The sequence below is a fragment of the Streptomyces sp. NPDC002324 genome, assembly GCF_053593335.1.
In genome coordinates this window covers 533,432-560,017 of record NZ_JBSFCF010000002.1, presented here as the reverse complement: position 1 = coordinate 560,017, position 26,586 = coordinate 533,432, and the positions used below count along the sequence as shown (strand labels likewise).

The following is a 26,586-nucleotide window of genomic DNA, read 5'->3' as shown; positions in this document are numbered from 1 at the left end:
GTCCCCTCCCGCTCGCCCGGTGTGCCGGCAAACAGTAGCAGGAGGTCTAGACCAAAGTCTGTACGAGGGAGGAACCACGCAGCGGCGGGGCCAGGTCCGCGAGGGCGCGTTCCAGACCGTGGAGATGTGCGAGGGCCTGCTCCGCGCCGGGGTGACGGTCGGGGTGCGGGGCGCCGGCGTGCGCCGGGGCGGGGCGCTCGGGCAGCGCGCCGACCAGGGTCTCGACGGCCGATTCGACGCGGCGGCAGGCGGCTGTGAGGCGGGCTCCGTGGGAGGAGGCGCCCGGGCCGGCGTCGACGGCCAGGGGGTGTGCCGCGGGTGCCGTACGGGGTCCGCCGTGGTCGGCGCGGGCCGTGCGGGGAGCGTGGCGGACACCGTGCGTGCCGTGGGGGGCTCGCACGACCTCCCCGAGGCCTCGGGCCTCGCGGGCGCAGTCGTCGAGCAGGGCGAGCACCCGGCGGGCCCGTTCCTTGCGTCGACGCAACGGGTTGAGGGGGTGGACCAGGGGCGCGAGGGACAGCCGTACGCGCCCGAGGAGTGCCTCCAGCTCCGCCACGTGCGGGGCCGGGTCCGCGTCGGGGTCTCCCGCGAGGCTCCGGGCCGCCGTCGCGGTGCAGGCGTGCACCGCGTGCAGGGCGCGGCGCACCCACCGGTCGGTGACGGCGTGCGTGGTGACGGGGAGGACGAGCGCCACGGCGAGGGCGGCGCCGAGCGCGCCTACCCCGGTCTGCGCCAGGCGCAGGCCGAGGAGCGCGGGGTCCAGAACGCCGAGGAGACCGTAGAGCAGTGCCGCCATCACGGTGACGCAGAGCATCATCCAGGAGTACGACACGGCGGCGGTGTAGAAGATGCCGAACACGCAGACGGCGACCAGTGCGGCGGTGGGGGCCGGGGCGCCGTGGAGGGGGACGGCGACGAGCAGGCCGACGAGGATGCCGGTGACCGTGCCGACCAGGCGACGGAAACCGCGGACCAGGGTCTCGCCGCGCGAGGTGGTGTTCACGAAGATCCACCAGGCGGTGCCGACGGCCCAGTACCAGCGTTCCTGCGAGAGGACCTGCCCGACGGTCATCGCGAAGGCGCAGGCGGCGCTCGCCTGGAAGGCCTGCCGGGTGGTGGACCGGGCGAGTCCCCGGCCGTCGCCCGGGGCGGGGGAGGCCGGCGGCGGGAAGCGGCGCTCGATGCACCAGGCGCCGAAGCGCACGGCCGAGGAGGCCGTCAGCGCGAGGGTCATCGCCGTGTACAGCTCCGGCAGCTGGCCGGGGACGGCGTGCAGGAACTGGGTGACGAAGAAGGTCATGAAGGCGAAGATGCCGAGCGCGTGGCCGCGTGGCCCCCAGCGGCGGGCGTGGACGCCGCAGAAGATCACCACGAGCCAGACCGCGTCGCGCAGCGTCGGCAGGTCGTGCAGCACCGTCGCGAGAGCCAGGACCGGGAAGCCCACGGCGGGCAGCAGGGCGGTGGTGACCGCCTGACCGCGCACGGTGGGGTCGGCGACCGTGAAGAGGGCGAGGAGCGCCGTGAGCCCGGCCGTGATCGAGGCGGTCAGCGACAGCCCCGGCCGTCTCCGCCGCGGTCACCGCGAGACCGATGCCGAGCACCGCCCGCAGCGCGACCCGCAGCCTCATGCGCCCCGGGTCCGGAGCCATGAACATCCTCTTCACCGCCGGCCGCCCGTCCTCTCCTGTTCACTGAGGCCCCTGCGGGGCCTTCGAAGTCCGACCACGCCGTCACGGCATGGAAATGGCGCCGCGGGCACGGACCGGCCTCATTGCCGTCCTGCGCTGCGCGGCGCCATCGATGGTCATCAGGAAAGCACCAGAGGCCCGGTGGCTCAACCGGCGTCGTATGCACTGGGCCATTGGTACAGTCTGGCCACTTCACCCAGTGCCAGAGGGAGGCCAACGGACCATGGCGGTGGACGAGCTCGACACCCGCATCCTGCGGCTGCTCCTGGACCAGCCGCGCACCAGCGTGCGGGAGTGCGCCCGCGTCCTCGGCGTCGCCCGCGGCACGCTGCAGGCCCGCCTCGACCGGCTGGAACGCGACGGCGTGATCACGGGCACCAGCCCGTCCCTCTCCCCCGCCGCGCTCGGCCACCCCGTGCTGGCCTTCGTGCACATCGAGGTGACACAGGGGAACCTGGACGACGTCGGGGACGCGCTCGCGGGCGTACCGGAGATCGTCGAGGCGTTCTCGATCACCGGTGGGGGCGATCTCCTGACCCGGGTGGTGGCCCGGGACAACGCGCATCTGGAGGACGTCATCCAGTCGCTGATCAGCCTGCCGGGTGTCGTGCGCACCCGCACGGAGGTCGCGCTCAGGGAGCGCGTGCCCTACCGGCTTTCGCCGTTGGTGGAGTCGATCGGCGCGGCGGCGGGCCGGCCGGCGAGGAACTGACCGGCGGGCTGGTACCGGCCCGCTCCCGCGGAGGCCACCGATCCGACCGGGCGAGGCGTCGGGACGAGCGGGGCGGTGGGGTTGTGGGGTTGTTCTTCGGGTGCAGGTGAGTGGGGGCTGGTCGCGCAGTTCCCCGCGCCCCTGAAAAGCAGGGGCTGCGCCCCGTGCTTTTCAGGCCCGAAAGGCCTGGGCTTTCGGGCCCGCGGGGCCTGGTGCTCCTCAGGGGCGCGGGGAACTGCGCGACCAGCCCGGCCCAACCCGCACCCGACCCACGACCGAACCCACCCCCAGTCCGCCCGCGCCCCCACCCCTCACGTGTCGAAGTCGACCGTCAGCGTCTCCGACACCGCGTACGACTGGCAGGTCAGGACGTACCCCGCGGCCACCTCCGCCGGTTCGAGCGCGAAGTTGCGCCGCATGTCGGCCGTGCCGTCGGTGACCAGGGCCCGGCAGGTGCCGCAGACGCCCCCCTTGCAGGCGAAGGGCAGATCGGGGCGGGTGCGCTGGGCGCCGTCCAGGATGCTCCGTTCGCGGGAGAGCGCGGCCGTCGTGGAGCGGCCGTCGAGGGTGACCGTCACCTCGCTGACGGGCCCCTCGGCGACGGCCTCCTCGTGCCGGACCTCCCGCACGGGCTCGTCGTCGGCGTAGAACAGCTCCTGGTGGACCCGGTCCTCCGGCACCCCGAGCCCGGCCAGCACCCGCTGGGCGTCGCGGACCATGCCGTGCGGACCGCACAGCCACCAGTGGTCCGCGGTGCCGACGTCGACCAGGGAGCCGATCAGCGCCGAGAGGCGGTCGGCATCGAGGCGGCCCGAGAGCACCTCGGCCTCGCGGGGTTCACGGGAGAGGACGTGGGCGAGCTGGAAGCGGGCCGGGTACAGGTCCTTCAGGTCGGCCAGCTCGTCGGCGAACATCACCGTGCCGCTGCGGCGGTTGCCGTAGAAGAGGGTGACGGTCGAGGAGGGATCGGCGGCCAGTACGGACTCGGCGATGGAGACCATGGGCGTGATGCCGGAGCCCGCCGCGATCAGCACATGGTGGCCGGGGGTGCCGAGGTCGGGGGTGAAGAACCCGGTGGGGCCCATGACGTCGACGGTGTCACCGGGCCGTACGTCGTCCACGAGCCACGACGAGAACAGCCCGCCCGGCACGACCCGTACACCGATGCGCGGCGTCGTACCGGCCGGCGAACAGATCGAGTACGAGCGGCGCTCGTCGCGTCCGTCGATCTCGCGCCGCAGGGTCAGCGACTGTCCGGGCGCGAAGGCGAACTCCTGCGCCAGTTCCGCCGGGATCGCGAACCCGACGGCGACGGCGTCCTCGCAGAGCGGCTCCACGGAGGCGACCCGCAGGGCGTGGAAGGCCGGACGGCGGCGAGTGCGCGCGTGGACCGCCGGGGTGACGGAACCCGTCGGCACCGGCGAGGCCACCGCCCCGACCCGCGGGCCTCCCGTCTGTTCTTCCTTGAGGCCTTCCATCAGATCTCCTTGACGTGCTCGAACGGCTCGCGGCAGGCGCGGCAGCGCCACAGTGACTTGCAGGACGTGGCGGCGAAGCGCGAGGTCTCCTCGGTGTCCGCCGAGCCGCAGAGCGGGCAGGCGACCGTCCGCCGGACGGGTGACAGCAGGAGGGGGACCGGGCCTCGGGGCGCCGCGCCGGGTGGGGCGATGCCGTGTTCGGTGAGTTTGCGGCGGCCGGTGTCGGTGATCCAGTCGGTGGTCCACGGGGGGGTCAGAACCGTACGGATCTCCACCCGCGCGTATCCGGCGGCGCTCAGCCGGGCCGCCACGTCGGCGCGCATCTCGGCCATGGCCGGGCAGCCGGAGTAGGTCGGGGTCAGGCTCGCGACCACCGTGCCGTCCTCCGTCAGCTCGACGTCCCGCAGGACGCCGAGGTCGGCGAGGGTCAGCATGGGCAGCTCGGGGTCCGGAACCTGCCCGGCGATGTGCCGGGCGCGGCGCTCCTCGGTCGGCGTGATCACCATGTCGCCTCCGGATGGGCACGGGCCACGCTCTGCAACTCGGCCAGCAGCGGCGCCAGATGCTCGGTGTGGTCGCCGTCGCGGCCCGCGCCGGACAGCGGCCGGTACACCGGCATGGGCAGTCCGGCCGCCTCGGTGACCTGGCGGAGCACGTCGGCGACCTCCTCCCGTACGTCGTGCGCGGTGAACAACTCGCCGAAGTACGGGGCGGCCTGCTCCATCGCCCGCCGCATCCGCCGGTGCGACTCCTCGGTGCCGTCCCCCAGCCGCACGGCCCATTCGGCGGCGTACTGGCGGTGGTAGGTCAGCTCCTTGACGCCCTTCGCCGCGATCGCCGCGAGCACCGGGTCGGGGTGCTCGACCAGTTGCTCGAAGTGCGCGAGGCGCCAGCTGGACAGCACGAGCAGCCGGACGATCGAGAACGCGAAGTCTCCGCACGGGAGTTCGGCGAGGCGGACGTTGCGGAAGTCGCCTGCGTCCCGGAAGTAGGCGTACGCGTCCTCGTCGCGCCCGGTGCCGTCGGCCTGGCCCGCGCGGGAGTACAGCAGACGGGCCTGACCGAGGAGGTCGAGGCCGATGTTGGCGAGGGCGACCTCCTCCTCCAGTTCGGGCGCGCGGGTGGTCCACTCGGCGAGGCGCTGCGCGCTGACCAGGGCGTCGTCGCCCAACGCCACGCAGATGGCGGCCAGTTCACCGGCGTCCACACCCTCGGGCACCGTGGTGTCCACGCCGTGCAGCGGGTCCTCGAAGCCGGTGCCGTACGCCCAGCGCGCGTCGTCCTCGTGTCCCTCGGCGAGGGTCAGGTAGACGTGGTCGTCACTCATGCCCTGCTCCTCAGATGTGCGGGACGTCGTCGGGGATGTCATAGAACGTGGGATGGCGGTACACCTTGTCGGCGCTGGGCTCGAAGAAGGGGTCCTTCTCGTCGCGGGTGGAGGCGGCGATGTGCTCGGAGCGCACCACCCACAGGGAGACGCCCTCGTTGCGGCGGGTGTAGAGGTCGCGGGCGTGGGTGAGGGCCATCTGGTCGTCGGCGGCGTGCAGCGAGCCGACGTGGACGTGGTTGAGCCCGCGCTTGCCGCGCACGAAGACCTCGTACAGCGGCCAGTCGCCCTTGTCCGCGCGGGCCGTGCCCGCCTCGTTCGTACGGGCCGTGCCCGCGTCGTTCGTACGGACCGTGCCACCGTCGCCCGTACGGGCCGCGCCTTCGCCGCTCGTACCGGTCGTGCCGCCGTTCATGCCGCCGTCCCCTTCCGGGCTCGTTCGCTCTGCCTGGCCGCGTGGGCGGTGGCCGCCTCACGGACCCAGGCACCTTCCTCGTGGGCGGTCCGTCGCCGCTCCATCCGCCGCTCGTTGCACGGCCCGTCGCCGGTGATCACGCGCTTCAGCTCGGCCCAGTCGGGGGTGCCGAAGTCGTGACGGCCGCGCTCCTCGTTCCAGCGCAGCTCGGGGTCGGGCAGTGTCACGCCGAGCTTCTCCGCCTGCGGGACGGTCATGTCGACGAAGCGCTGCCGCAGCTCGTCGTTGCTGTGCCGCTTGATCTTCCAGGCCATGGACTGCGCGGAGTTGGGCGAGGCGTCGTCGGGCGGCCCGAACATCATCAGCGAGGGCCACCACCAGCGGTTCACCGCGTCCTGGACCATCTCGCGCTGGGCGTCGGTGCCACGCATCATCGTCAGCAGCAGCTCGTAGCCCTGCCGCTGGTGGAAGGACTCCTCCTTGCAGATCCGCACCATCGCGCGCGCGTACGGCCCGTAGGAACTGCGGCACAGCGGCACCTGGTTGCAGATCGCCGCGCCGTCCACGAACCAGCCGATCACCCCCACGTCGGCGAAGCTCTCCGTCGGGTAGTTGAAGATCGACGAGTACTTCTGGCGGCCCTCGATCAGCCGCCGGGTCAGGTCGGCACGGTCCGCGCCCAGGGTCTCGGCGGCCGAGTACAGGTACAGCCCGTGCCCCGCCTCGTCCTGGACCTTGGCGAAGAGGATCGCCTTGCGACGCAGCGAGGGCGCGCGGGTGATCCACTCGCCCTCCGGCTGCATGCCGATGATCTCCGAGTGCGCGTGCTGGGCGATCTGTCGGACGAGCGTCTTGCGGTAACCCTCGGGCATCCAGTCGCGCGGCTCGATCCGCTGGTCCCGCGCGATCGTCGCCTCGAAGTGCTCCAGCAACGCGTCCCGGGTGTCCGGGGCCTCTTCAGCGCCCTGGGGCGTCGCCCCGGTGGAGTCTGTCGTCGTCATCGATACCAGCTTCCCAACCGACCATTCGTTCGGGAACAGTGTGACGTGATTCGAGCGGGCAGGCAAGACCCGCTCGCCCCCTTCCCGCGATCAACGCGTTCTTGACAGGTCGGGACCACGCTGGATTTCATGGCGGTGACACACAGCAACCGAATGGTCGGTCGGCTCACGGGGCGGTGGGCACGAAGGAGTCGTGATGAGCACGATGAGCAGCAGCCTGGGCGAACCGCTCCCCCGCGACCTGCTGGACGAGGGCGAACGCCTCACCCCCGAGCAACTGCGGGAGCTGCAGCTCGACCGGCTGCGGGCGACCTTGCGGCACGCGTACGACCACGTCGAGCCGTACCGGAAGAAGTTCGACGCGGCCGGAGTCGGCCCCGACGACTGCCGCTCGCTCGACGACCTCGCCCGCTTCCCCTTCACCACGAAGGCCGATCTGCGGGACACCTACCCCTTCGGCATGTTCGCGGTACCCATGTCCGAGGTACGACGCGTGCACGCCTCCAGCGGCACCACCGGGCGCCCCACGGTCGTCGGCTACACGGAGAACGACCTGTCCCGATGGGCGGACGTGGTCGCCCGCTCGATCCGGGCCGCCGGGGGCCGCCCGGGGCACAAGGTGCACATCTCCTACGGCTACGGACTGTTCACCGGGGGCCTCGGCGCGCACTACGGGGCCGAGCGCGCCGGCTGCACGGTGATCCCGGCCTCCGGCGGCATGACCGCCCGCCAGGTCCAGCTCATCCAGGACTTCCGTCCCGAGATCATCATGGTGACCCCGTCCTACATGCTCACGCTGCTGGACGAGTTCGAGAAGCAGGGCGTCGACCCGCGCTCCACCTCACTGGAGGTGGGCATCTTCGGGGCCGAGCCGTGGACGGAGGAGATGCGCCGGGAGATCGAGGAGCGTGCGGGCCTCCACGCGGTCGACATATACGGCCTGTCGGAGGTGATGGGCCCGGGTGTCGCTCAGGAGTGCGTGGAGACCAAGGACGGCCTGCACATCTGGGAGGACCACTTCTACCCCGAGGTGGTCGACCCGCTCACCGACGCCGTCCTGTCCGAGGGTGAGGAGGGCGAGATCGTCTTCACCTCGCTCACCAAGGAGGCCCTGCCGATCATCCGGTACCGCACCCGCGACCTGACCCGGCTGCTGCCCGGCACCGCCCGCCCCGCGTTCCGCCGGATGCGCAAGGTCACCGGCCGCTGCGACGACATGATCATCCTGCGGGGGGTGAACGTGTTCCCCAGCCAGATCGAGGAGATCGTGCTGCGCACGCCCGACGTGGCCCCGCACTTCCAGGTCCTGCTGACCCGGCGGGGCCGCATGGACCACATGACGGTCCGGGTCGAGGCCCGGCCGGGCACGGGCGCCGACCGCCGGGAGTCGGCGGCCGCGGCGATCGCCCGGGCGGTCAAGGACGGGGTGGGCGTCACGGTGGAGGTGACGATCGTCGACCCGGAGACCCTGGAACGCTCGGTCGGCAAGCTCAAGCGGGTGAAGGACCTCCGCGAGCCCGGCGACTCGCCGGGCTGACGAATCCGAGCCGGGGGACAGGGGCGACGGGGTTGTGCGTTCGGGTGCGGGTAGGTGGGGGCTGGTCGCGCAGTTCCCCGCGCTCCTATAAGCACCAGGCCCTGCGGGCCTGAAGGACGACGGCCCTTCGGGCCCGAAAAACACGGGGCGCAGCCCCTGCTTTTCAGGGGCGCGGGGTACTGCGCGAGAAGCCCCACCGGACGCGCAGTTCGACCCACGACCGAACCCACCCCCGCCCCGCCCGACCCCCTCGCTCAAAGCCCCCGGTGCACCACACGCCCGCCCGTCACAGTCAACCGCACCGGTGCCTCGGCGACCTCGTCGGCCGGCGCTTCGACGGGGTCGACTCCCAGCGCGGTGAGGTCGGCCCGGAAGCCCACCGCGATACGGCCCGAGACCTCCGCCTCCCCCGCGGCCAGCGCCGCGTGACTCGTGCATCCTTCCAGCGCCTGCGTCCCGGTGAGCCCCGCCCCGCAGGACGCCGCGCCCCGCGGCTCGCGGGCCGTGGCCAGTACGGCCCGCGCGTCGTAGTGGGCGATGGGCCAGTCCGACCCGAGGGCGACGACCGCGCCGGCGTCCCGCAGATCGCGCATCCGCCAGGCCCGTACCGCACGCTCCGCGCCGAGCCGCAACGACCACTCGTCGGACAGGTCGGCCCGGGTGTAGTCGGTGTGCGGGGGCTGCATGGAGGCGATGACCCCCACCTCCGCGAACCGCGCCACCAGCTCGTCCGGCACCGACTCGATGTGCTCCACCCGGTGCGCGAGCCGCCCGCCGGGCCCCAGCGAGGCGACGGTGTCGAGGACGTGCCGCACGGCGGCGTCGCCGATCGCGTGGGTCGCCGTACGCACCCCCGCGCGGTGCAGGTGCCGTAGCGCGTCGCTGTAGGCGGCGGGGTCGGGCCAGAACGCGTCGGTGCCCTGGCCGTGGCAGTCGGGGTGGTCCAGCCAGGCGGTGCCGCCCTCCACGGTGCCGTCCATGAAGAACTTCGCGCCGCCGACCCGCCAGTGCCGTCCGCCCCTGCCCTGGAGCGCGACGAGTTCCGCGAGGTCGCCCGCGTCGGCGCCGGGCATGCACCAGGGTGCGAAGCGCAGCCGGAGCGGCAGTACCGACTCCTCGGCGACCGCGCCCACCAGGTCGAGGTCGCCGAGGTCCATCACATGGGCGCCGGTGAGGCCGGTGGCGGCCATCGCCCCGAGCAACTCGGCCAGCCGGGCGCGTCGTTCGGCGTACGAGGGCCGGGGCATGACGAGCTGGACGAGTTCCATCGCGGCGTGCTCGACGAGGTGGCCGGTGAGACGTCCGTCGGCGTCGACGGCGATGTGCGAGCGCTGTTCGAAGGCGCGCGGTCCGGTGATGTCGGCGGCCTTGAGGGCCGCCTCGCTGACGAGGGCCGAGTGGCCGTCGTACAGACGCAGGAACGCCGGGGCGCCGTCCAGGACGTCCTCGACGAGGGCGCGGTCGACTGTCCGGCCGGCGAAGACGTTGTGGTCCAGGCCGTAGCCGATGACCCAGCCGTCCACGCGCCGGCCCTCGGTGAGCGCGGCGCGCAGTCCGTCGAGGTCGGTCACGGCGGTGAGGTCGATGCCGGTGGCCATGTCCAGGCCCCACACGGGGTGGCTGTGGCTGTCCACCAGGCCCGGCACCAGTCGGCCGCCGCCCAGATCCACGCTCTCGGTGCCCGGTCCGCGCCAGTCCCGGACGTCCGCGTCCTCGCCGACGGCGGTGATCAGGCCGTCGTGTACGGCCACCGCGGTGGCGTACGGCCGCCGTGGGTCGAGGGTGCGGACGTGGGCGCCGGTGATGACGAGGTCGGCGGTGGGCATGGAGAGGTCTCCTGGCGGTGGTGAGGGGCGGCGGCGGTCGGCGCGGGGCGGGGCGGCGGGGTCAGTCGCCGGTGGCTGCCGGGGGTTCGGCGGCGAAGTTCGCGTAGACCTCTGGCCGGGCCCGGCGCAGCCACCGGGCGAGGACGAGGCCGATGACGAGGACCGTCGGGACGAGGGCCGCCAGGAAGGTGTTGACCGTGGTGGAGGCGCCGGTGAACTGGTCGAGATGGCTGACGACCAGGGCGATGGCGCCCGCCAGGAGCACCGCCGCGACCACGGGGGCGACGACCGTGCGAAGGACGCCCTCGGAGTGGGTGACCCGCCGGAAGTAGAAGGGCACGGCGAGCGCGGCGAGCAGTTGCAGCAGCATCAGGGCGAGCATGCCGGGGGTGTTCACCCACAGGAGCAGCTGCATGTACGGGTCGGCGCCGGCCGCGGCGAAGGACAGGACGACGATCGCGCCGAGCACGGTCTGGGCGATGCCCGCGACGTACGGGGAGCGGTGGCGCGGGTGGACGCGGGCCAGCGCTCTGGGGAGGATCCCCTCCTCGGCGAGGGCGAGCCCGTAGCGGTTGATGGCGTTGTGGAAGGCGAGCAGCGAGGCGAGGACGCTGGTGACGATGAGGACGCGCATCAGGTCGGCCGCCCACGGGCCGACGTAGGTGGTTATGGCGGAGAAGAACAGGTCCGCGGGGTTGGCGCCGGCCGCCGCGATGACCTGGGCGTCGCCGAAGGCCTGGATCACGGTCCACACGATGAAGGCGTAGAACAGACCGAGGAAGCCGATGGCGAGGTAGGTGGCGCGGGGCACGGTGCGGGCCGGTTCGCGGGCTTCGCGGCGGTAGATGACGGTCGACTCGAAGCCGGTGAACGCGGCGAACGCGAAGGCCAGGACGGCCACCATCCCGGAGACCATGACGTTGTCCGGGGCGAAGGAGGCGACGGAGAGGCCGTCGGCGCCGCCCTTGATCAGCACTCCCCCGGCGAGCAGCACCAGGATGCCGGTCTCGGCGACGAGCAGGACACCGAGGAGTCTGGCGCCGAAGTCGATGGACCGGTAGCCGGCCCAGCCGATGAGCAGCAGGCCCGCGAGGGAGACGGGAAGCCACGGGATGCGCGTGCCGAACAGGGCGTCGGCGGTGTCCCGGGTGGCGGTGCCGAGGAGACCGTAGACGCCGATCTCCATCCCGTTGTAGCCGACGAGCGCCAGGAGCGCGGCGCCGATGCCGGCCCGGCGGCCGAGACCCCGGGTGATGTACGCGTAGAAGGCGCCGGCGCTGCGGACGTGGCGGCTCATGGTGGTGAAGCCGACGGCGAAGACGGCGAGCGTGAGCCCCGCGAGGAGATAGCCGACGGGGGCGCCGATGCCGCCCATCAGGATGGCGAGCGGGGCGACGCCTGCCATCACCGTGAGCGGAGCGGCGGCCGAGACGACGAAGAAGGCGATGTCGGTGGTACCGAGGGTGCCGGAGCGCAGGGACGGCGCCGGAGCGCGAGACGTGCTTCCGGCCGGGACGGCGGCGGTCGCGTCGGGGGTGACGGTCATGGGGGAAAGCCCTTCTGCTGCGGGCGGGGAGACGGGGTGGCGGGCCGCGCGGGATGACCGGGGCCGTAAACCTAAAGGCTTTCGGTTTTGGCAATGTAGCCTTCACTCGGACTGCTGGGAAGACCCCCGGAGGGGACGGACAAGATGGGTAGGCCGCGCACACCCCTGCTCGACAGGGAGCGCATCACCACCACCGCGCTGGAACTTCTCGACGCGCAGGGCGAGTTCAGCGTGCCGCAGATCGCCCGGCGGCTCGGCGTGCAGACCGGTTCGGTGTACCACCACGTGGACGGCCGGGACGGCATCGTGGAACTGCTGCGGGAGCGTGTCGCGGCGGGCATCGACGCGGGTGCCCTCGACCTCCGGCCCTGGGACGAGGCCCTGGAGGCGTGGGCCCGCTCCTACCGCGCCGCCTTCGCGGCCCACCCCCGGGCCATCCCGCTGCTGATGACCTCACCGGTACGCGCCCCCCACGTCCTCGAACAGTACGAGCGCGCCGTCACCCTGCTCCTCCACGCGGGATTCCCCCTCCCGGACGTGATGCCGGTGCTGGTCGCGCTGGAGAACGTCGTCCTGGGCTCGGCGATGGACCTCGCCGCACCCGTGGCCATGTGGGAGATCACCGACGAGTCGACCGCTCCGCGCCTGGCCCGGGCCCTGGACGCGGTGGGAGACGGTCGCGCGGACGCCGCCTTCGAGTTCGCCCTCGACGGGTTCCTCGCACACTCCCGGCACAGGCTGCGGGCGGCCGCCGAGGTGTGACGGGACGCGTTCGGGGCCGGTCGCCGTACGGCGAAACTCCCGTGCGCCGCCTCGCGCACCTCTGCGATCATCCCGCAATGACGCAGAGCCTCGCATCGCTGGTCATCCGGCACACCCACCGCGTTCCCGCCCCCGAGGGGTCCGCCGGCGACGGCGCCGCGGCCGCGCGGCAGTTCGACGCAGCCCTCATGGGCGTGGGCTTCAAGCTCTCGGCCGAGCTGCTGGAGCGGCTGTCGGGCCTGTCCGGGGCCGCCGTGCTGCACACCGCCCGGCGGACGCTGCGCACCGTGCGCGAGATGGTGGGCGACCACGTCCGCCACAACTCCTACTTCATCGACTTCCCGGCGAACGTGCCGGACACCGAGGAGTTCTGGACGCGGTGCGTGGTGCGGGCCCTCGGCGACGAGAAGTCCCGCGAGAATGTGCTGACGCAGCTGGCGAACGGGGTGCTGGACCTGCTGAGCCTGCCCACGTACGGCCGCTACCAGCACACCTACGAGGAGATGCTGGCGGCGCAGGACGAGCTGATCGCCGCGGCCGGCGACCGGGTGACCGTCCTGCACGCCGGCCGCGACCTGGACTGCGAGCTCACCGACCTGTACCTGGCCCTCGCGGGCAGCACCACCCCGCTGGGCGAGGAGCACCTGCGTGATCTCGCGCTGCTCGCCGGGCGGTGCGCGCTCGGCCCCCGGCCGGAGCGAATCCCGGTGCGGGAGAACCGGGCGGTCGTCAACGAGGCACGTCTCGGCGTCGGCGCGGACCTCCTCCTGGACACCGTCACCGATGTACTGCGGCTGGCCTGCGCGTTGTCGGGCGGCGACGTGACGCTGCAGGAGCCGACCCGGTTCCGGGCCCTGTCGCGTCCGACGCGCCGGGCCCTGCTCGCGGGCCTGGACGCCGTGGTCGCGGCGAACCCCGCGAAGATCGCCGATGTGCACGCGCACCGCGAGCCTTTCAAGCGGCTCGGTGAGCGCCTCCACCCGCACGAGTACCCGCGCTGGCCGCACGCCGCCGAGGTGTTCGCCGTCGCGCGGGGCGAGAAGGAGGCGCGGTCCTTCGGCAGCCGTGCCGAGCAGCTGCTCGGCACGGGTGACGTGCCCGGCGCGGTGAAGCTGCTGGAGTCCGCGCCCGGCAGGCTGTTCCGCGCCCTGGACCTGCTGCTGCGGGTCGCCGCCGACCAGACGGAGCGGGACGCGGTGGTGGCCGCCGCGGTGCGGGCCGCGCCCGCGGTCTCCGGCCGGGTCGTGCTGTCGGTGCGCGAGCACTTCCACAACCGGGAGCGGGAGAGCGAGAAGCCGCGCATCTTCGTCAACCGCCGGGGCCGCGCCTGGGTGACCCCGGACCGGCGGCCACCCGTACCGGCCGCCGACCGCGACCGGCTCATCGCCGCCCTCGACGCCGAGATACGCCGCAGGCTTCCGGCGCCCGGCCGCCTGCTGGTCGACCCCGACATCCTCGACGTGGCGCTGCCGCTCAGCGGCCGGGCGACCTCCGCCGGGCTCGGGGTGCTGCCCCGGGGGTCGGTCTCGGCGGTCGAGGGCGAGCTGCTGCGGTTCTTCGTGTACTGGAAGGAGACCGAGCGGCGGACCGACTACGACCTGTCGGCACTGCTTCTCCGGTCCGACTACGACGTCGACGAGTGGCTGTCCTACACCTCTCTCACGGCCGTCGGGGGCGAGCACTCGGGCGATGTCACCGAAGCGCCCGAGGGGGCCTCGGAGTTCATCAACCTGTCCCTGGACCGGGTCCGGGCCGCCTATGTCGTGCCTCAGGTCAACATCTACGCGGGCGAGGGCTTCGAGGAGGTCGAGGAGTCGTTCTTCGGGTTCATGCTGCGGGACGGCGAGCAGAAGGGCCGGCCCTTCGAGCCGCGCACGGTGCGGATGAAGTCGGAGCTGCGCGGAGTCGGCCGGGTGGCGCTGCCGCTCGTGTTCCGGCGCGGGGACGACGGCCGGTGGGGCGCGAAGTGGCTGCACCTGTATCTGAAGGGCATCTCGGAGGCCAACCGGGTCGAGGAGAACCAGGTGTCGGTGTCCAAGGTGGTGCGTGCCGTCGTGGAGCGCGAGCAGCTGACGGTGGGCTATCTGATCGACCTGATGTCCGGCGGTGACACGGTCATGGACCTGTGGGACGGCCGGTCGGTCCCGGAGGAGCCCGTCACCTACCTCGGCCTCGAACGGCCCGAGGGACTGCACCCGGACTCCCGGGTCATCACCCTCGGAAATCTGCGCGACCTGATCCCGGGCTGAGTGCTAGCGTTGGCTGCGGCGAGGCCATGAAGGGGCTTCCTTCTCATTCACTCCAAATGATTCAAGTCCCTTCGCTCTCCTCGCCACCGACCTCGAACCGGGGGGCGCCCGCGCGGCGCCTCCCGGTTTTCGTGTGTCAGCGGCTCGCCCTGTCGGAAATAGGCACGACCTGGTCGCGGTGCCGCTGGTGGCGTCGCTCGCGGCGAGGCCATGAACGGGCTTCCTTCTCCTCCGCCGTGCGAGCGGCTCACATGTGACGAGCCCTTTCTCCCTCCTCGCCCTCGACGACTCTCCGGTCGGCGCCGCGCTCGTCGCGCGTGCGCCGGCCGAGCCGTCGTCCGGGCCTGTCCCGCGCAGCCACGGCCGCAACACCGGGAGCACCGGCAGCGGGAGGATTCGAGGTCGGCGGTGGGGCCTCCCACCCTGGCCACGCGGCCCGGAATTGCCGCTCCGGTGGTCCGGGCGCACGCTGGAACGAGGAGGGGGTGGCGGACAGTGGGCGCCGGAAGAAGGGCGCGTGGTCATGCCCTCGCTCAAGCATCTCGTCCGGGAGACCGGTCGCGTCGTGTGGTCATGGCCACCGGCGGGAGCGCGTCGCGGGCGGCGCGTCGCACGGCTTCTCAGGGCCGCGCTCAGTGCCAGCGCGGCCTTCCTGCCGATCGCCGCCGCACTGATCGCGCTCGCCGTGACGGGCGTGGTCCACGACCTGTCCGGGAAATGGTCCCTGGCGGAGTGGGTCGTACTCGTCCTGGCCGTACTGCTCGTCATGCTGGCCGTCAGCAGACGGCCGTCACGCCCCGTGCGGATCCTGTCGTTCAAGAACCTGGTCGCCGGGGACGACGTCGGCGAGCTGGACAAGGTGGCGGCGGGCTTCGCCGAACTGCTGCACAGCGAGATCGAGCGGATCTCCGAGCTGGTCAGACAGGAACCGTTCATCACACCCGCCGATGTGCTCAACCCGGCCGGTGAGCGGGGCGAGATGGTGCTGCGGTCGTCGACGCGGGTGCCCTTCAAGTCCGGGGTCGCGGCGACCGGACTGCACGGGGACATCAAGGAGACGGAGATCGGCACGGTCGCCCTGGGCCCGCTCCAGCTTCAGGTCGGCACACTGCTCACGCTCGTGGAGCGCACCTTCGGCCGCACCCTCCAGGGCTCGCTGGTGGAGGCCGACGGGGTCCTGCGGGTCGTCGCCTCGCAGTCCGGGCACGGCGGCCGCACCTGGTCCGCGCAGACGGACATCGTCTCCGGCGACGTACGCCGGGCCAGTGCGTCGCTCGCCCGTGAACTGGCCCACCGCATCGAACTGGAGCGGCCGGGAGCCGGGGAGTCGGGGGCCGACGTCGACAGTTTCCAGCGTCTGGTGGACGGGCTGGAGAGTTATCAGCTGTTTCAGCGGGAGGGACTGCTGCATCATCTCGACGCGGCGGAGGAACACTTCCGCGCCGCCCTCTCGCACAGCCCCGGCTACGCGGCCGCCTACCACAACCTGGGCCTCGTCTACCGTGAACAGCGCCGGATCCGCACCGACATCGGGCTGCGGGCGTCCACGGTGGTGCGCAGCGCGGCCACGCTGATGTGGCAGAAGGCGGTCGCCCTCGACCCGGCCCTCGCTCCCGCCCGGATCCAACTGGCCCGGGCGGCCCTCGAACAGGCGGAGCATCCGGACGTCGACGGGGCCAAGCGCGCCGAACTCCTCGACCAGGCCGCCCAGTCGGCCCGCAGTGCTCTGCGGCAGTCCTGCGGCGGCCACCCCATGGACGGGGCGCTCGCCGCGTACTGGCTCGGCGTGACGCTGCTGCAGCAGGAGGCGGAGCCGGGCCGGACGGCGGACTCGGCGCGGACGGAGGAGCCGATGGGCATGCCGGAGCCGGGGCGCGAGGGCGGGCCGTCGCCGAGCGGGGAGGCGGGACGGACGGCCGCGCGGCCCCAGGCCGACAGCAGGGTTCTGGAAGCCCTCCGCCTCTTCCACCGCACCGAGCGGGACCTCGTCGACGAACGGGCCCGCCGACTGGTCCTGGACGGCGACGAGACGGCGGTGCGGCCGTTGACGGAGCGGATCGCCCATGTGGTCGCCATGCGGTCCGAATGCTGGTTCCGGCTGGCCCGTGACGCGGACGACCGGTCGGGACGCCGCGCCCGCGGGAGGGCGGACCGATGCCTGCGTACGGCCATCCGCTGGGCCCCCGACATGGCCGAACTGTACGCGCTGCGGGGCCGCATGCTGCAGAAACACAACCGCGAGGGCGCGCTCTTCGCCTGCCTGGAGGCCATCCAGCGGGACCCGCAGAACCATCACGTCGCCGTACGCGACGTCGGTCTGTTCGCGGTCGGCTCACCGGACGCCGGAGACACGCACGAGCTGGCCACCGCCCTGTTCACCGTCGCCGCGCACCAGCATCCCGACGACGCGGAGGCCTGGCTCCTGCTGGCCGTCAACCAGATGTTCTGGCGGGGCGACAGCACGGCCGCCCGGGCTCTCGCGGGCATGGCGCTGGCCCTTGAGCCCTGCCGGGAGGACGTGCGCCGGGTCGTGAACGCGTACTGGCCGTCGACCGGCGACTCCGGCGGCGCCGACCGCAAGCCGTTCGTCCTGCGCTGGGCGCGGGCCTGGGCCCACGCCCGGGAGGCGCAGCAGCACTTCGACGAGGCCGGCCTGCGGGAGGCGCTGTCGGAGATCGAGTCGCTGCGGGGCGCGCCGGGGTCGTCCGCGCCCGAAGTGTCCCTGGCCGCACGGGAGATCGGGCTGCTGCACTGCGCGCTCGCCGGTCTGATCCGGCCCTCGGACCGGCAGCGCCGGCACTGGGCGGCGGCGGTGGAGGAGCTGACCCGGGCGGTCCGGGAGGGGCTGCCCGCCGGGCTGGAGACCCCGCCGCAGTGGAACGTCGAGCTGGGCGACGCGCACGCGGCCCTCGGCGACTCCCTGGCCGACGCGGAGCACCGCGCTCCGGCCGGTCCGAGCTACCGGGACGCGGTCGGGCAGTACGACCTCGTTCTCGATCGGCAGCCGAAGACGGTCTGTCCCCGGTACCGTTCGGGCCGCCGCGGCCAGGAGAGGCTGACCGTGCTGTCCGCCGAGCCGCCGGACCTGCCCACCCGGGCCCGGGCCCTGGCGGGGCGCGCGGCGGTGTTCGTACGGCAGGGGCGGACGAGCGAGGCGGTGCGGGACTGCCGGGACGCGTTGAAGCTGGCGCCCCTGTACGCGTATCCCCGCTTCACCCTGGCACGGCTGTACCGCGACCACCGGGCGCAGTACGACCTCGCCGAGCAGACGCTGTTGCGGCTGATCGAGCTGCTCCCGGCCGGGGAGCAGCGGGATCAGGCGCGTCTGGAACTGGCCGTCACCCATCGGGAGCAGGCGGAGACCTCGCAGGACGACGAGCGCGTGGAGCTGCTGGAGCGGGCTCGGGAGGAGCTGGTGGACGCGACGCGGGAGGCCTCGCTGAGCGCGGACCTGGAGGCCCGGATGCACGAGGAGCTGGCCAACGTCCTGGATCTGCTGGGCCGTTCGGACGACGCGATCGTCGCCCTGCGCTCGATCGGCGGCTCGGTCAGGCAGCCGGGCGCCGGTCGGCACCATGAGTGGATCGCCCATCTGATCGCCGGTCGTGAGCAGCCGTGGGAGGTGGAGCAGGAGCTTCTGGAGGCCCAGGACGCCTGCGCGGCCCGGCTGACCGCGTACCGCGGCACGGACGAGGAGGCTCCGCTGCGGGCCGCGCTGGTCATCCTGACGGCGCGGCTCGCCATGTTCTACGCGGAGCAGGGCATCCGGCTCGACGAGGCGCGTCTGCTGGCGGAGGGTGCGCTGAAGAGTGCGCGCCGCGTGCTGGAGCCGAGCCGGATGGCCGTGTGCGAGGACGCCTGCGGCTGGGTCGCCTTCCGGCAGGGACGCCTCGACGAGGCCGTCGACCTTCTGGAGGACGCCGTCGAACACTCCGGTGGCCACGCCCAGCAGTGGGCCCACCTCGCCCAGGCCCTGGAGGCCCGCGACGATCCCGAGGGCACCGAACACGCCCGCGACATCTGGCAGCAGATCGCCGAGCAGTTCCCCCACAGCGAGACGGCCGAACAGGCCCACCGCCACCTGGACCTGCTCGCCCAGGGCTGAGCGGCCTCGCCTCGTAGGAGGTGTCAGGGTTCCGAGGTCTCGGATTCGAGTGCGGCCCGGGTCGTCTCGCCGTACACCCCCGACTCGTCCTCCAGGAGGACGCGGGTCAGCTGGTAGCCGCGGACCGCACTCTGGACCTCGCGGTCGTAGTCGCCGTCCGCCTCGCCGTCGTAGAGGCCGAGCTGCCCCAGGCGGAGCTGGAGTTCGGTGACCTCCGCTCCCCGGTCGCCGAGGCCGAGGACGGGCGGCTTTCCGGCGGACGCGGTGGGTGCGGGGACGCCGGAGGCGGTGACGTCGCTGTCGGACGGGGTTCTGCTGGGGGTGCCGGAGCCGGTGGGGGTGGCCGGACTCTCGGTCGGGGTGGCTTCCGGCGAGGGGGACGAGCTCGCGGACGGGGACGCCGAGGACGAGGACACCGTGGGGGACGGGGGTGCCGAGGACGAGGGCTCCGCGCCGACCGCCGCCTCCGGGAGGTCGGCCCTGATGTCGCCGGGGCCCGAGCCGTCGCGGGAGGGAGCCTCGTAGGAGAAGAGGCCGCCGATGGTTCCCGCCGTCACGAGGACGGCGGCCGCCGCGGCGCCCACCCCGGCGGCCAGCAGCACGCGGCGCCGCCTCCGGTTGCCCCGGGCGGGGTCGACCGGAGGCTCCCCTTCTGAGGCCGGCGCGTGGTGGGGCTGGGTGGGGGTGATCGGCGCGTGGGGCGGCTCGGTGGGGGTGGTCGACGCCGGCGTGTCGCCGGCCGCCGGGGCGCCCGGCCGCGGTTCGTCCTCGCCGACCTTCACGAACGGTCGTATGCGGACCGGGTCGAAGTCCTCCGCGGCCTCCGCCTGTGCGTTACGGATGTCGCGGTGGGCGTCCGACGCCAGCCGGCCGCAGGAGCAGGCCGGGGTGCCGTCCGTCGCGCGGGGCGTACCGCACTGCGGGCAGGCACGGGCTGTCGGTTCACTCACGCGTGGTCCTCTTCGAGCGGCTTCCAGAGTTTAAACAGATCTTCTGCACAGAATCCCCAAGACTTGCTTGAATCTCAAACCATTCCCCGGCCAAGTTCCGTTCCGCGGACGCAAGTTCACGCAGGTCTTCATGTGACAGGGCTGGTGCGCGACCCGGTGCTCGGTGTGTCATGCCTCTGACATCAACCCGGCGTGCCGGAGCGGAAGGAACCCCGTGAGTCTGTCCCGTCCCCAACCCCGTCCTCGTTCGCGCCCCCGCGCGCACGCCCGCGCCCTGTGCGCGGCCGCCGCACTCGCCCTGGGCGTGCCCATGGCGTTCCCGGGTCCCGCCGCAGCCGCGGTGCCCGCGTACTCGGTCTATCTGCAGAACTCCGTCACCGGTCTCAACGCGGCGGACAGCGGCGGTACGGTCGTCGCGCACAACCCCAGGGGCAACGAGGACCACCAGCAGTGGACACCGGTCGCCGTCGGCGGCGGCCACCAGTTGCGCAACGCCGACGAGTCGGGGATCTGCCTCGGCCGCGACGGCACCTCGGCGGTGACGGCGGCCTGTGGCGCGGACGGCACCACCTGGACGGTCGCCGAGGCCGCGAGCGGCACGTACACGATCGGTGTGCCCGGCACCTCGCAGTACCTGACGGGCGTGTCCTCGGACTCCTCCCTGGTGCGGATCGGGTCGAACGGGGACCAGGCCCGCTGGTACCTCACGCCGGTCGCCCCCGCCACGTCGGCCATGCCGTCCCCCGACACCCGGACCCTCGACCAGGTCACGTTCCTCACCTCCCACAACGCCTTCGCCAACGGTGCGGACGGCGACTTCGCCTCGTTCCCGGTCAGCCTCTTCCCCAACCAGTCGCGCGGCGTGAGCCGCCAACTCACGGACGGCGTAAGGGGGTTCATGCTGGACGCGTACACCGTGTCGGGGCGGGCCGTGCTCTGTCACAACAGCTGTGACGGCGTCGGCAGTCCGGTTCCGCTCGCCACCGACCTCCAGCGCATGGTCGACTTCCTCAAGGCCAACCCGGGCCAGTTCGCCACCGTCTTCCTGGAGGACTACACATCCTCCGACGTGTTGAAGGCGTCGCTGGCCTCCGTCAGCGGTCTGTCCGACGTGCTGTACCGGCCCGACCAGGAGGGCGTGACGACCAGCGGCTGGCCGACCATGGCGGACCTCGCCGCCCGGGGCAAGCAACTGCTGGTCTTCAGCGACCGCACGCGCGCGAGCGACGTCTCCGCCGGTTACGCCACCCGCGACACCTTCGGGGTGATGTACCAGCGGGAGTGGACCGTGGAGAACTACTGGTCCATGGGCGGCGGGCTCGGCGGCTCCGACTGGTCCTGCTACAGCCGCTGGGGCACGAGCAGGCCCCTCACCACGGACTCGGCCGTCTTCCACCCACTGTTCGTCATGAACCACTTCCGCGACTACACCGTCAGCGGCACGGCCGAGACGGACAACGCCAAGCTGGGCAACCGCGCGCAGAACTTCTGCACCCCGGCCGCGCGCAAGAAGCCCAACTACCTCGCCGTCGACCGCTACGAGCTGGGCTCGCCGTCACCGCTCACGACGGTCGGGAACCTCAACACGTACGTCCTCGCGGCGGGCCGGTAGCCATCGTCCCGGCAGTCGGCGGTGCACCTGCGGACGGTCCTGAGCCGACCGTCGCCGGGACAGGTTCCGGACCGTCCTGCGGGGCATCGTGCGGATGCCCCGCAGGACGGGCAGATGGCTCCGGGACAGCTTCGCCCGCTCCCCGCCGCCCGCGATCAGGGCGTTGACGGACGCCATCGGGTCACCGCCGGCCGACCGCGCCACCAGCGCGCCGACCACGAGCGGAACGAGCACCACCGCGAGGGCCGAACCGGTGGCGGCGGCCGTCGCGGTGACGTTGCGGAGGGGGCGCGGGCGCGAGGGGGGCGTGTCCATGCAGACAGTGCACCAGCGGCCGCTGGTCCGGGACATCGGACCTCGTACTCAGTCGCCCCGGCCGACGTACTCAGGACCGCGTGTCCTCGGGCCCGCGTGTCCTCGGGCGTACTCCGGGCCCGCGCGTCCTCAGGCCGCCGCCACGGCCCCCTTCTCCTGCGGCTCTCGGTGGATCGGCGTCTGCGACCCGGTCAGCGGGACGCCCGTGCCGCCGCGCCGGGCCGCGACGATCTCCGCCGCGATGGACAGGGCCGTCTCCTCGGGCGTACGGGCCCCGAGGTCGAGCCCGATCGGGGACCTGAGCCGGGCCAGCTCCCGTTCGGTGAGGCCGGCTTCCCGCAGGCGGTGTTCACGGTCGGCGTGGGTGCGGCGGGAGCCCATCGCCCCCACGAACGCGACCGGCATCCGCAGGGCCACGGTCAGCAGCGGGATGTCGAACTTGGCGTCGTGGGTGAGCACGCACAGGACCGTGCGCCGGTCGGTCGCGGTGCGCCGCAGATAGCGGTGCGGCCAGTCCACCACGATGTCGTCGGCCTCGGGAAAACGGGCCCGCGTGGCGAAGACGGGGCGGGCGTCGCACACCGTGACGTGGTGGCCGAGGAACTTGCCCGCGCGCACCAGCGCCGCCGCGAAGTCGATCGCCCCGAACACGATCATGCGGGGTGGCGGCACCCGCGTCTCCACGAGGAGGGTGAGGCCGCCGGGGCAGTGCGATCCGTCCGCCGACAGCTCGACGGTGCCCGAGCGTCCGCCGTCCAGCATGGCCCGTGCCTCGGCGGCGGCCGTCCGGTCCAGGTCGGGGTGCCCGCCGAGACCGCCTTCGTGGCCGGACTCGGCCGTCCCGTCGTACGTCCGGTCGCCGGCCCCGTCGGCCCGTACGAGCAGGGCCTGTCCGAGGAGTTCGGCCGGTCCCCGGACGACGCGGGCGAGAGCCGTCCGCTCGCCCCGGGCGGCGGCCGAGAGGGCGGCGCGCAGCACGGCTAGGGCCGGCGACCCGGCGGTGACGGGGGTGACCAGGATGTCGATGACGCCGCCGCAGGTCAGGCCGACGGCGAACGCGTCCTCGTCGCTGTAGCCGAAGCGCCGCAGGACGGTCTCGCCGTCCGCCAGGGCCTGTCGGCACAGCTCGTACACCTCGCCCTCGACACAGCCGCCGGAGACCGAGCCCACGGCCGTGCCCCGGCTGTCGACGGCGAGGGCCGCGCCGGGGTCGCGCGGGGCGCTGCCGCTCACCGCCACGACGGTGGCGACGGCGAAGTCGCGGCCCTCCTCGGCCCACGCGCTCAGCTCGGTGGCCGCGTCAAGCATCCCGGCCCGCCGTCAGGACGCGATCGGGCCGGATGGGCAGATGGCGGTGACGTACGCCCGTGGCGTGCCGGACGGCGTTGGCGACGGCGGCGGCCGCGCCCACGATGCCGATCTCGCCGATGCCCTTGATGCCCACGGGGTCGTCGGGGTCGAGGTCCTCCACCCAGTCGGCCTCGACGGCGGGTACGTCGGCGTGCGCGGCCACGTGGTATCCGGCGAGGTCGGCGCCGTAGTGGCCGCCGGACGCCCGGTCGCGTAGCGCCTCCTCGTGCAGGGCCATGGAGATGCCCCAGATCATGCCGCCGACGAGCTGGCCGCGGGCGGTGAGCGGGTTGACGATCCTTCCGGCCGCGAAGATGCCGAGCATGCGGCGCACGCGGACCTCGCCGGTGGCGGGGTCCACGGCCACCTCGGCGAACTGGGCGCCGTAGGAGTGGCGTTCCTTCCGGGCGAGGGCGCCGATGGCGGCGGTGGTGTCGGAGCGGACGGTGATGCCCTCCGGCGGGATGTCGGCGCCGAGGGCGAGGCGTTCCCTGACGTCACGGGCCGCGAGGGTGACGGCCCAGGCCCAGGAACGGGTTCCCATGGAGCCGCCGGCGATCATGGCGGGTCCGAAGTCGCTGTCGCCGATCCGCACCCGGACCTGCTCCGGCGCGACCTCCAGCGCGTCGGCGGCGACCAGGGTGAGCGCGGTGCGGGCGCCGGTCCCGATGTCCGCCGCGTTGACCCGCACGGTGAAGGTGCCGTCGGCCTCGGCGGTCACGGCCGCCGTGGACGGTGCGGCACCCGCGCCGAAGGAGGCCGCCGCCGTGCCGGTGCCGAGCAGCCAGCGGCCCTCGCGGCGCACGCCCGGGCGTGGGTCGCGGTCGGCCCAGCCGAACCGGCGGGCTCCTTCGCTGAAGCAGGCGTGCAGGTTGCGGCCGGCGAACGGCAGCCCGGAGACGGGGCCGCGCTCGGGTTCGTTGCGGATCCGCAGCTCGATCGGGTCGATGCCCAGCTTCTCGGCGAGTTCGTCCATCGCCGACTCCAGCGCGAACGAGCCCGGTGCCTCGCCGGGCGCGCGCATCCAGGTGGGGGTCGGCACGTCGAGCCGTACCACCTTGCTGGCCGTGTGGTGGGCCTCGGCGGCGTACATGACGCGGGCCGGTCCGGCGGCCGGCTCGATGAACTCGTGCACGGTCGAGGTGAGGCTCTGCGAGCGGTGCTCCAGGGCGCGCAGCCGTCCGTCGGCGTCGGCGCCGAGCCGGACCCGCTGGGCGGTCGGGCTGCGGTAGCCGGCCAGGGAGAACATCTGACGCCGGGTCATGACCACCCGGACCGGGCGCTGCAGGACGGTCGCGGCCATGACGGCGGCGACCTGGTGCGCGCGGACGCCCTTGCTGCCGAAGCCGCCGCCGACGTGCTCGGAGCGCACCCGTACCGAGGCGGGGTCGAGGGAGAACAGGTTGGCGAGTTCGCCCGCGACCCACATGGTGCCCTGGTTGGAGTCGAGGACGTCGAGCCGGCCGCCGTCCCAGCGGGCCGTCACCGCGTGCGGCTCCATCGGGTTGTGGTGTTCCTCGGGGGTCGTGTACTCGGCGTCCACGACCACGGCGGAGGCGGCGAGTTCGCCCTCCAGGTCACCCTTCTCGATCACCGCGGGGCCGAAGGCGTCCAGCGCGTAGGCGTCCGGGTGGTCGGCGGCGAACGCGATGTCGTGCGTCTGCTGTTCATAGTGCACGACCAGCGCCTCGGCGGCCTCCCTGGCCTGCTCGGAGGTCTCGGCGACGACGAGCGCCACCGGCCAGCCCCGGTGCGGCACCCGGTCGTGCTGGAAGACGGCGGTGGTCGGGTCGGGCTTCGACCCCATGAGACCCGTGTAGTCGGTGTCGAGGCGCGGGGCGTTCTCGTGCGTCAGGACGGCGAGCACGCCCGGCATGCCGAGCACGTCGGCGGTCTCGATCGAGCGGATCCGGCCGCGGGCCACCGTGGACAGCGCGAGCCAGCCGTGGACGAGCCCGGTGAAGGGGATCTCCCCGGCGTAGCGGGCGGCGCCGGTGACCTTGTCGCGGCCTTCGACGCGGGTGTGCGCGGTACCGACGGCGCCCTGGCGTGCGGTCGGGGCGGTGGTCATCGGGAGGCCTCCTCGGTGAGTTCGGACAGGACGGCCACGACGAGGTTGCGCATGAGCGTCACCTTGTACCCGTTGTGCGGCAGCGGTGCGGCGGCGGCCAGTTCGGCGTCGGCGGCGGCCGCGAAGGACTCGGCGGTGGCCGGGGCCCCGGTCAGCACACGCTCGGCCGTGCGGGCCCGCCACGGCCGGGACGCGACCGCCCCGAGGGCCAGCCGTACCTCGTGCACGACGCCGTCGCGGACCTCGACCGCGGCGGCGATCGAGCCGATGGCGAAGGCGTACGAGGCGCGTTCGCGGACCTTGCGGTAGCGGGAGTGCGCGGCGACGGGGGCGGGTGGCAGGACGACGCCGGTGATCAGGGCTCCCGGCGGCAGGGCCGTCTCGACGTGCGGAGTGTCGCCCACCGGGAGGTAGAAGTCGGCGAGCGGCGACTCGCCGCGCCCGTCGGCCGTCTCGTACGTCACCACGGCGTCGAAGGCGGCCAGGGCCACACCCATGTCGGACGGGTGGGTGGCCACGCAGTGCCCGGAGGCGCCGAGGATCGCGTGGTTGTGGTGCTCGCCCTCGATCGCGGGGCAGCCGCTGCCGGGCAGGCGCTTGTTGCAGGGCTGGGTCACGTCGGCGAAGTACCCGCAGCGGGTGCGCTGCAGGAGGTTGCCGCCGACGGTGGCCATGTTGCGCAGCTGCCCGGACGCGCCGGCCAGCACCGCCTGGGCCAACGCCGGGTAGCGGCGGCGGACTTCGGGGTGCGCGGCGAGGTCGCTGTTGGTGACGGTCGCGCCGACGCGCAGTCCGCCGTCCTCGGTGGACTCGATCCTGTCGAGGGGGAGTTCGCGGACGTCGACGAGCCGGGCGGGCCGCTCGACGCCGGTCTTCATCAGGTCGACGAGGTTGGTGCCGCCGCCGAGGAAGCGGGCCTCGGGGTCGGCGCCGAGCAGGGCGACCGCGCCGGAGACGTCGTACGCCCGCTGGTAGTCGAACTCCTTCACGCCACGGTCTCCTTGGTGTTCGCGGTGCTGTCGGCGGCGGCGCGGGCGACGGCCTCGACGATCGACACGTAGGCGCCGCAGCGGCACAGGTTGCCGCTCATCCGCTCGCGGATCTCCGCGGGCGTCAGCGGTGGCGGTCCGGCCTCCGGGCGTACGTCGTCGGTGGCGGCGCTGGGCCAGCCCGCCGCGTGTTCCTCGATGACCGCGATGGCCGAGCAGATCTGGCCCGGGGTGCAGTAGCCGCACTGGAAGCCGTCGAGATCGAGGAAGGCCTGCTGCACGGGGGGCAGTTCGTCCCCGTCGGCGACGCCCTCGATGGTGGTGATCTCGCGGCCCTCGGCCGCGACCGCCAGCTGAAGGCAGGAGACGCTCCGGCGTCCGTCGACGAGGAGGGTGCAGGCACCGCACTGTCCCTGGTCGCAGCCCTTCTTCGTGCCGGTCATGTCGAGGCGCTCGCGCAGGGCGTCGAGCAGGGTGGTGCGGTGGTCCACGGAGAGCGTGTGCTTCTCGCCGTTGATGTTCAGGGTGATGGCGCTGTACGTCGAGGAGGTGGCTGGGGACATGATCAGCCTTCTTTCGCGTATCCGGAGCATGTCGGAGGGACTCGCTCCGGCAGGCGGTCGAGTCATGGATAGGGACAGCGGGGGTGCCCA

At 73.1% G+C, this 26,586-nt stretch carries 19 protein-coding genes and 1 pseudogene; 6 read left to right on the top strand and 14 right to left on the bottom strand.

What is annotated here, in order from left to right:
* Positions 1 to 46: 46 nt before the first annotated feature.
* Positions 47 to 1,655: pseudogene (locus ACWCRJ_RS05495) on the bottom strand (FUSC family protein).
* Between the two features lie 256 nt (positions 1,656 to 1,911).
* On the opposite strand from ACWCRJ_RS05495, the gene ACWCRJ_RS05490 reads away from it, so the two are divergent.
* Positions 1,912 to 2,400 (top strand): Lrp/AsnC family transcriptional regulator, encoded by a 489-nt coding sequence (locus ACWCRJ_RS05490; protein ID WP_450938036.1) that lies wholly within the window; start codon positions 1,912 to 1,914, stop codon positions 2,398 to 2,400.
* 311 nt (positions 2,401 to 2,711) lie between these two features.
* Here the strand turns inward: ACWCRJ_RS05490 and paaE are convergent, their stop codons facing one another.
* The 5 genes from paaE to paaA form a co-directional block, all read right to left on the bottom strand.
* The gene (gene paaE, locus ACWCRJ_RS05485; protein WP_450938035.1) at positions 2,712 to 3,878 is read right to left on the bottom strand and encodes a 1,2-phenylacetyl-CoA epoxidase subunit PaaE; all 1,167 of its coding nucleotides are present in this window, start codon (positions 3,876 to 3,878) and stop codon (positions 2,712 to 2,714) included.
* Positions 3,878 to 4,384, bottom strand: coding sequence for a 1,2-phenylacetyl-CoA epoxidase subunit PaaD (gene paaD, locus ACWCRJ_RS05480; protein WP_450938034.1), 507 nt, complete (start codon positions 4,382 to 4,384; stop codon positions 3,878 to 3,880). Before paaD ends, paaE begins: the two co-directional genes overlap by 1 nt.
* Positions 4,378 to 5,205 carry a 1,2-phenylacetyl-CoA epoxidase subunit PaaC gene (gene paaC / locus ACWCRJ_RS05475; protein ID WP_450938033.1) on the bottom strand — a complete coding sequence of 276 codons (828 nt, stop codon included), beginning with the start codon at positions 5,203 to 5,205 and terminating at the stop codon, positions 4,378 to 4,380. The genes paaD and paaC overlap by 7 nt, the downstream gene beginning before the upstream one ends.
* A gap of 10 nt (positions 5,206 to 5,215) precedes the next feature.
* Complete coding sequence (gene paaB, locus ACWCRJ_RS05470) at positions 5,216 to 5,482, bottom strand: 1,2-phenylacetyl-CoA epoxidase subunit PaaB (protein ID WP_028796737.1); 267 nt, start codon at positions 5,480 to 5,482, stop codon at positions 5,216 to 5,218.
* A 134-nt stretch (positions 5,483 to 5,616) separates the two neighbouring features.
* Positions 5,617 to 6,621: a 1,2-phenylacetyl-CoA epoxidase subunit PaaA gene (paaA, locus tag ACWCRJ_RS05465; protein WP_450938032.1), complete on the bottom strand. Its 1,005-nt coding sequence runs from the start codon at positions 6,619 to 6,621 to the stop codon at positions 5,617 to 5,619.
* A gap of 205 nt (positions 6,622 to 6,826) precedes the next feature.
* Here paaA and paaK point away from each other — a divergent pair, with 205 nt between their 5' ends.
* On the top strand, positions 6,827 to 8,158 hold the full coding sequence (gene paaK / locus ACWCRJ_RS05460) for a phenylacetate--CoA ligase PaaK (RefSeq protein WP_450938164.1): 1,332 nt from the start codon (positions 6,827 to 6,829) through the stop codon (positions 8,156 to 8,158).
* Between the two features lie 254 nt (positions 8,159 to 8,412).
* Here the strand turns inward: paaK and ACWCRJ_RS05455 are convergent, their stop codons facing one another.
* Both ACWCRJ_RS05455 and ACWCRJ_RS05450 read right to left on the bottom strand, forming a co-directional pair.
* Positions 8,413 to 9,984, bottom strand: a complete 1,572-nt coding sequence (locus tag ACWCRJ_RS05455; RefSeq protein ID WP_450938031.1) for an amidohydrolase — start codon at positions 9,982 to 9,984, stop codon at positions 8,413 to 8,415.
* A 61-nt stretch (positions 9,985 to 10,045) separates the two neighbouring features.
* Positions 10,046 to 11,530, bottom strand: coding sequence for an APC family permease (locus tag ACWCRJ_RS05450; RefSeq protein ID WP_450938030.1), 1,485 nt, complete (start codon positions 11,528 to 11,530; stop codon positions 10,046 to 10,048).
* A gap of 144 nt (positions 11,531 to 11,674) precedes the next feature.
* On the opposite strand from ACWCRJ_RS05450, the gene ACWCRJ_RS05445 reads away from it, so the two are divergent.
* From ACWCRJ_RS05445 to ACWCRJ_RS05435, 3 genes are all read left to right on the top strand, one after another.
* Entirely contained in the window at positions 11,675 to 12,292 is a 618-nt protein-coding gene (locus ACWCRJ_RS05445) for a TetR/AcrR family transcriptional regulator (RefSeq protein WP_450938029.1), read from the top strand.
* A 77-nt stretch (positions 12,293 to 12,369) separates the two neighbouring features.
* Entirely contained in the window at positions 12,370 to 14,541 is a 2,172-nt protein-coding gene (locus tag ACWCRJ_RS05440) for a TerD family protein (RefSeq protein WP_450938028.1), read from the top strand.
* 523 nt (positions 14,542 to 15,064) lie between these two features.
* Positions 15,065 to 18,646 (top strand): tetratricopeptide repeat protein, encoded by a 3,582-nt coding sequence (locus ACWCRJ_RS05435; RefSeq protein WP_450938027.1) that lies wholly within the window; start codon positions 15,065 to 15,067, stop codon positions 18,644 to 18,646.
* 23 nt (positions 18,647 to 18,669) lie between these two features.
* Here the strand turns inward: ACWCRJ_RS05435 and ACWCRJ_RS05430 are convergent, their stop codons facing one another.
* Positions 18,670 to 19,596 (bottom strand): peptidoglycan-binding domain-containing protein, encoded by a 927-nt coding sequence (locus tag ACWCRJ_RS05430; RefSeq protein WP_450938026.1) that lies wholly within the window; start codon positions 19,594 to 19,596, stop codon positions 18,670 to 18,672.
* A gap of 214 nt (positions 19,597 to 19,810) precedes the next feature.
* Between ACWCRJ_RS05430 and ACWCRJ_RS05425 the strand changes: the two genes are divergently transcribed.
* On the top strand, positions 19,811 to 21,208 hold the full coding sequence (locus tag ACWCRJ_RS05425) for a phospholipase (protein ID WP_450938025.1): 1,398 nt from the start codon (positions 19,811 to 19,813) through the stop codon (positions 21,206 to 21,208).
* Here ACWCRJ_RS05425 and ACWCRJ_RS05420 read toward each other — a convergent pair.
* The 5 genes from ACWCRJ_RS05420 to ACWCRJ_RS05400 form a co-directional block, all read right to left on the bottom strand.
* Positions 21,152 to 21,523 (bottom strand): hypothetical protein, encoded by a 372-nt coding sequence (locus tag ACWCRJ_RS05420; RefSeq protein WP_450938024.1) that lies wholly within the window; start codon positions 21,521 to 21,523, stop codon positions 21,152 to 21,154. The genes ACWCRJ_RS05425 and ACWCRJ_RS05420 overlap by 57 nt on opposite strands.
* A gap of 129 nt (positions 21,524 to 21,652) precedes the next feature.
* Positions 21,653 to 22,831: an XdhC family protein gene (locus ACWCRJ_RS05415; RefSeq protein ID WP_450938023.1), complete on the bottom strand. Its 1,179-nt coding sequence runs from the start codon at positions 22,829 to 22,831 to the stop codon at positions 21,653 to 21,655.
* Entirely contained in the window at positions 22,824 to 24,944 is a 2,121-nt protein-coding gene (locus tag ACWCRJ_RS05410) for a xanthine dehydrogenase family protein molybdopterin-binding subunit (protein WP_450938022.1), read from the bottom strand. The genes ACWCRJ_RS05415 and ACWCRJ_RS05410 overlap by 8 nt, the downstream gene beginning before the upstream one ends.
* Positions 24,941 to 25,933, bottom strand: coding sequence for an FAD binding domain-containing protein (locus ACWCRJ_RS05405; RefSeq protein ID WP_450938021.1), 993 nt, complete (start codon positions 25,931 to 25,933; stop codon positions 24,941 to 24,943). The genes ACWCRJ_RS05410 and ACWCRJ_RS05405 overlap by 4 nt, the downstream gene beginning before the upstream one ends.
* On the bottom strand, positions 25,930 to 26,496 hold the full coding sequence (locus tag ACWCRJ_RS05400; protein ID WP_450938020.1) for a (2Fe-2S)-binding protein: 567 nt from the start codon (positions 26,494 to 26,496) through the stop codon (positions 25,930 to 25,932). The genes ACWCRJ_RS05405 and ACWCRJ_RS05400 overlap by 4 nt, the downstream gene beginning before the upstream one ends.
* Positions 26,497 to 26,586: the final 90 nt, after the last annotated feature.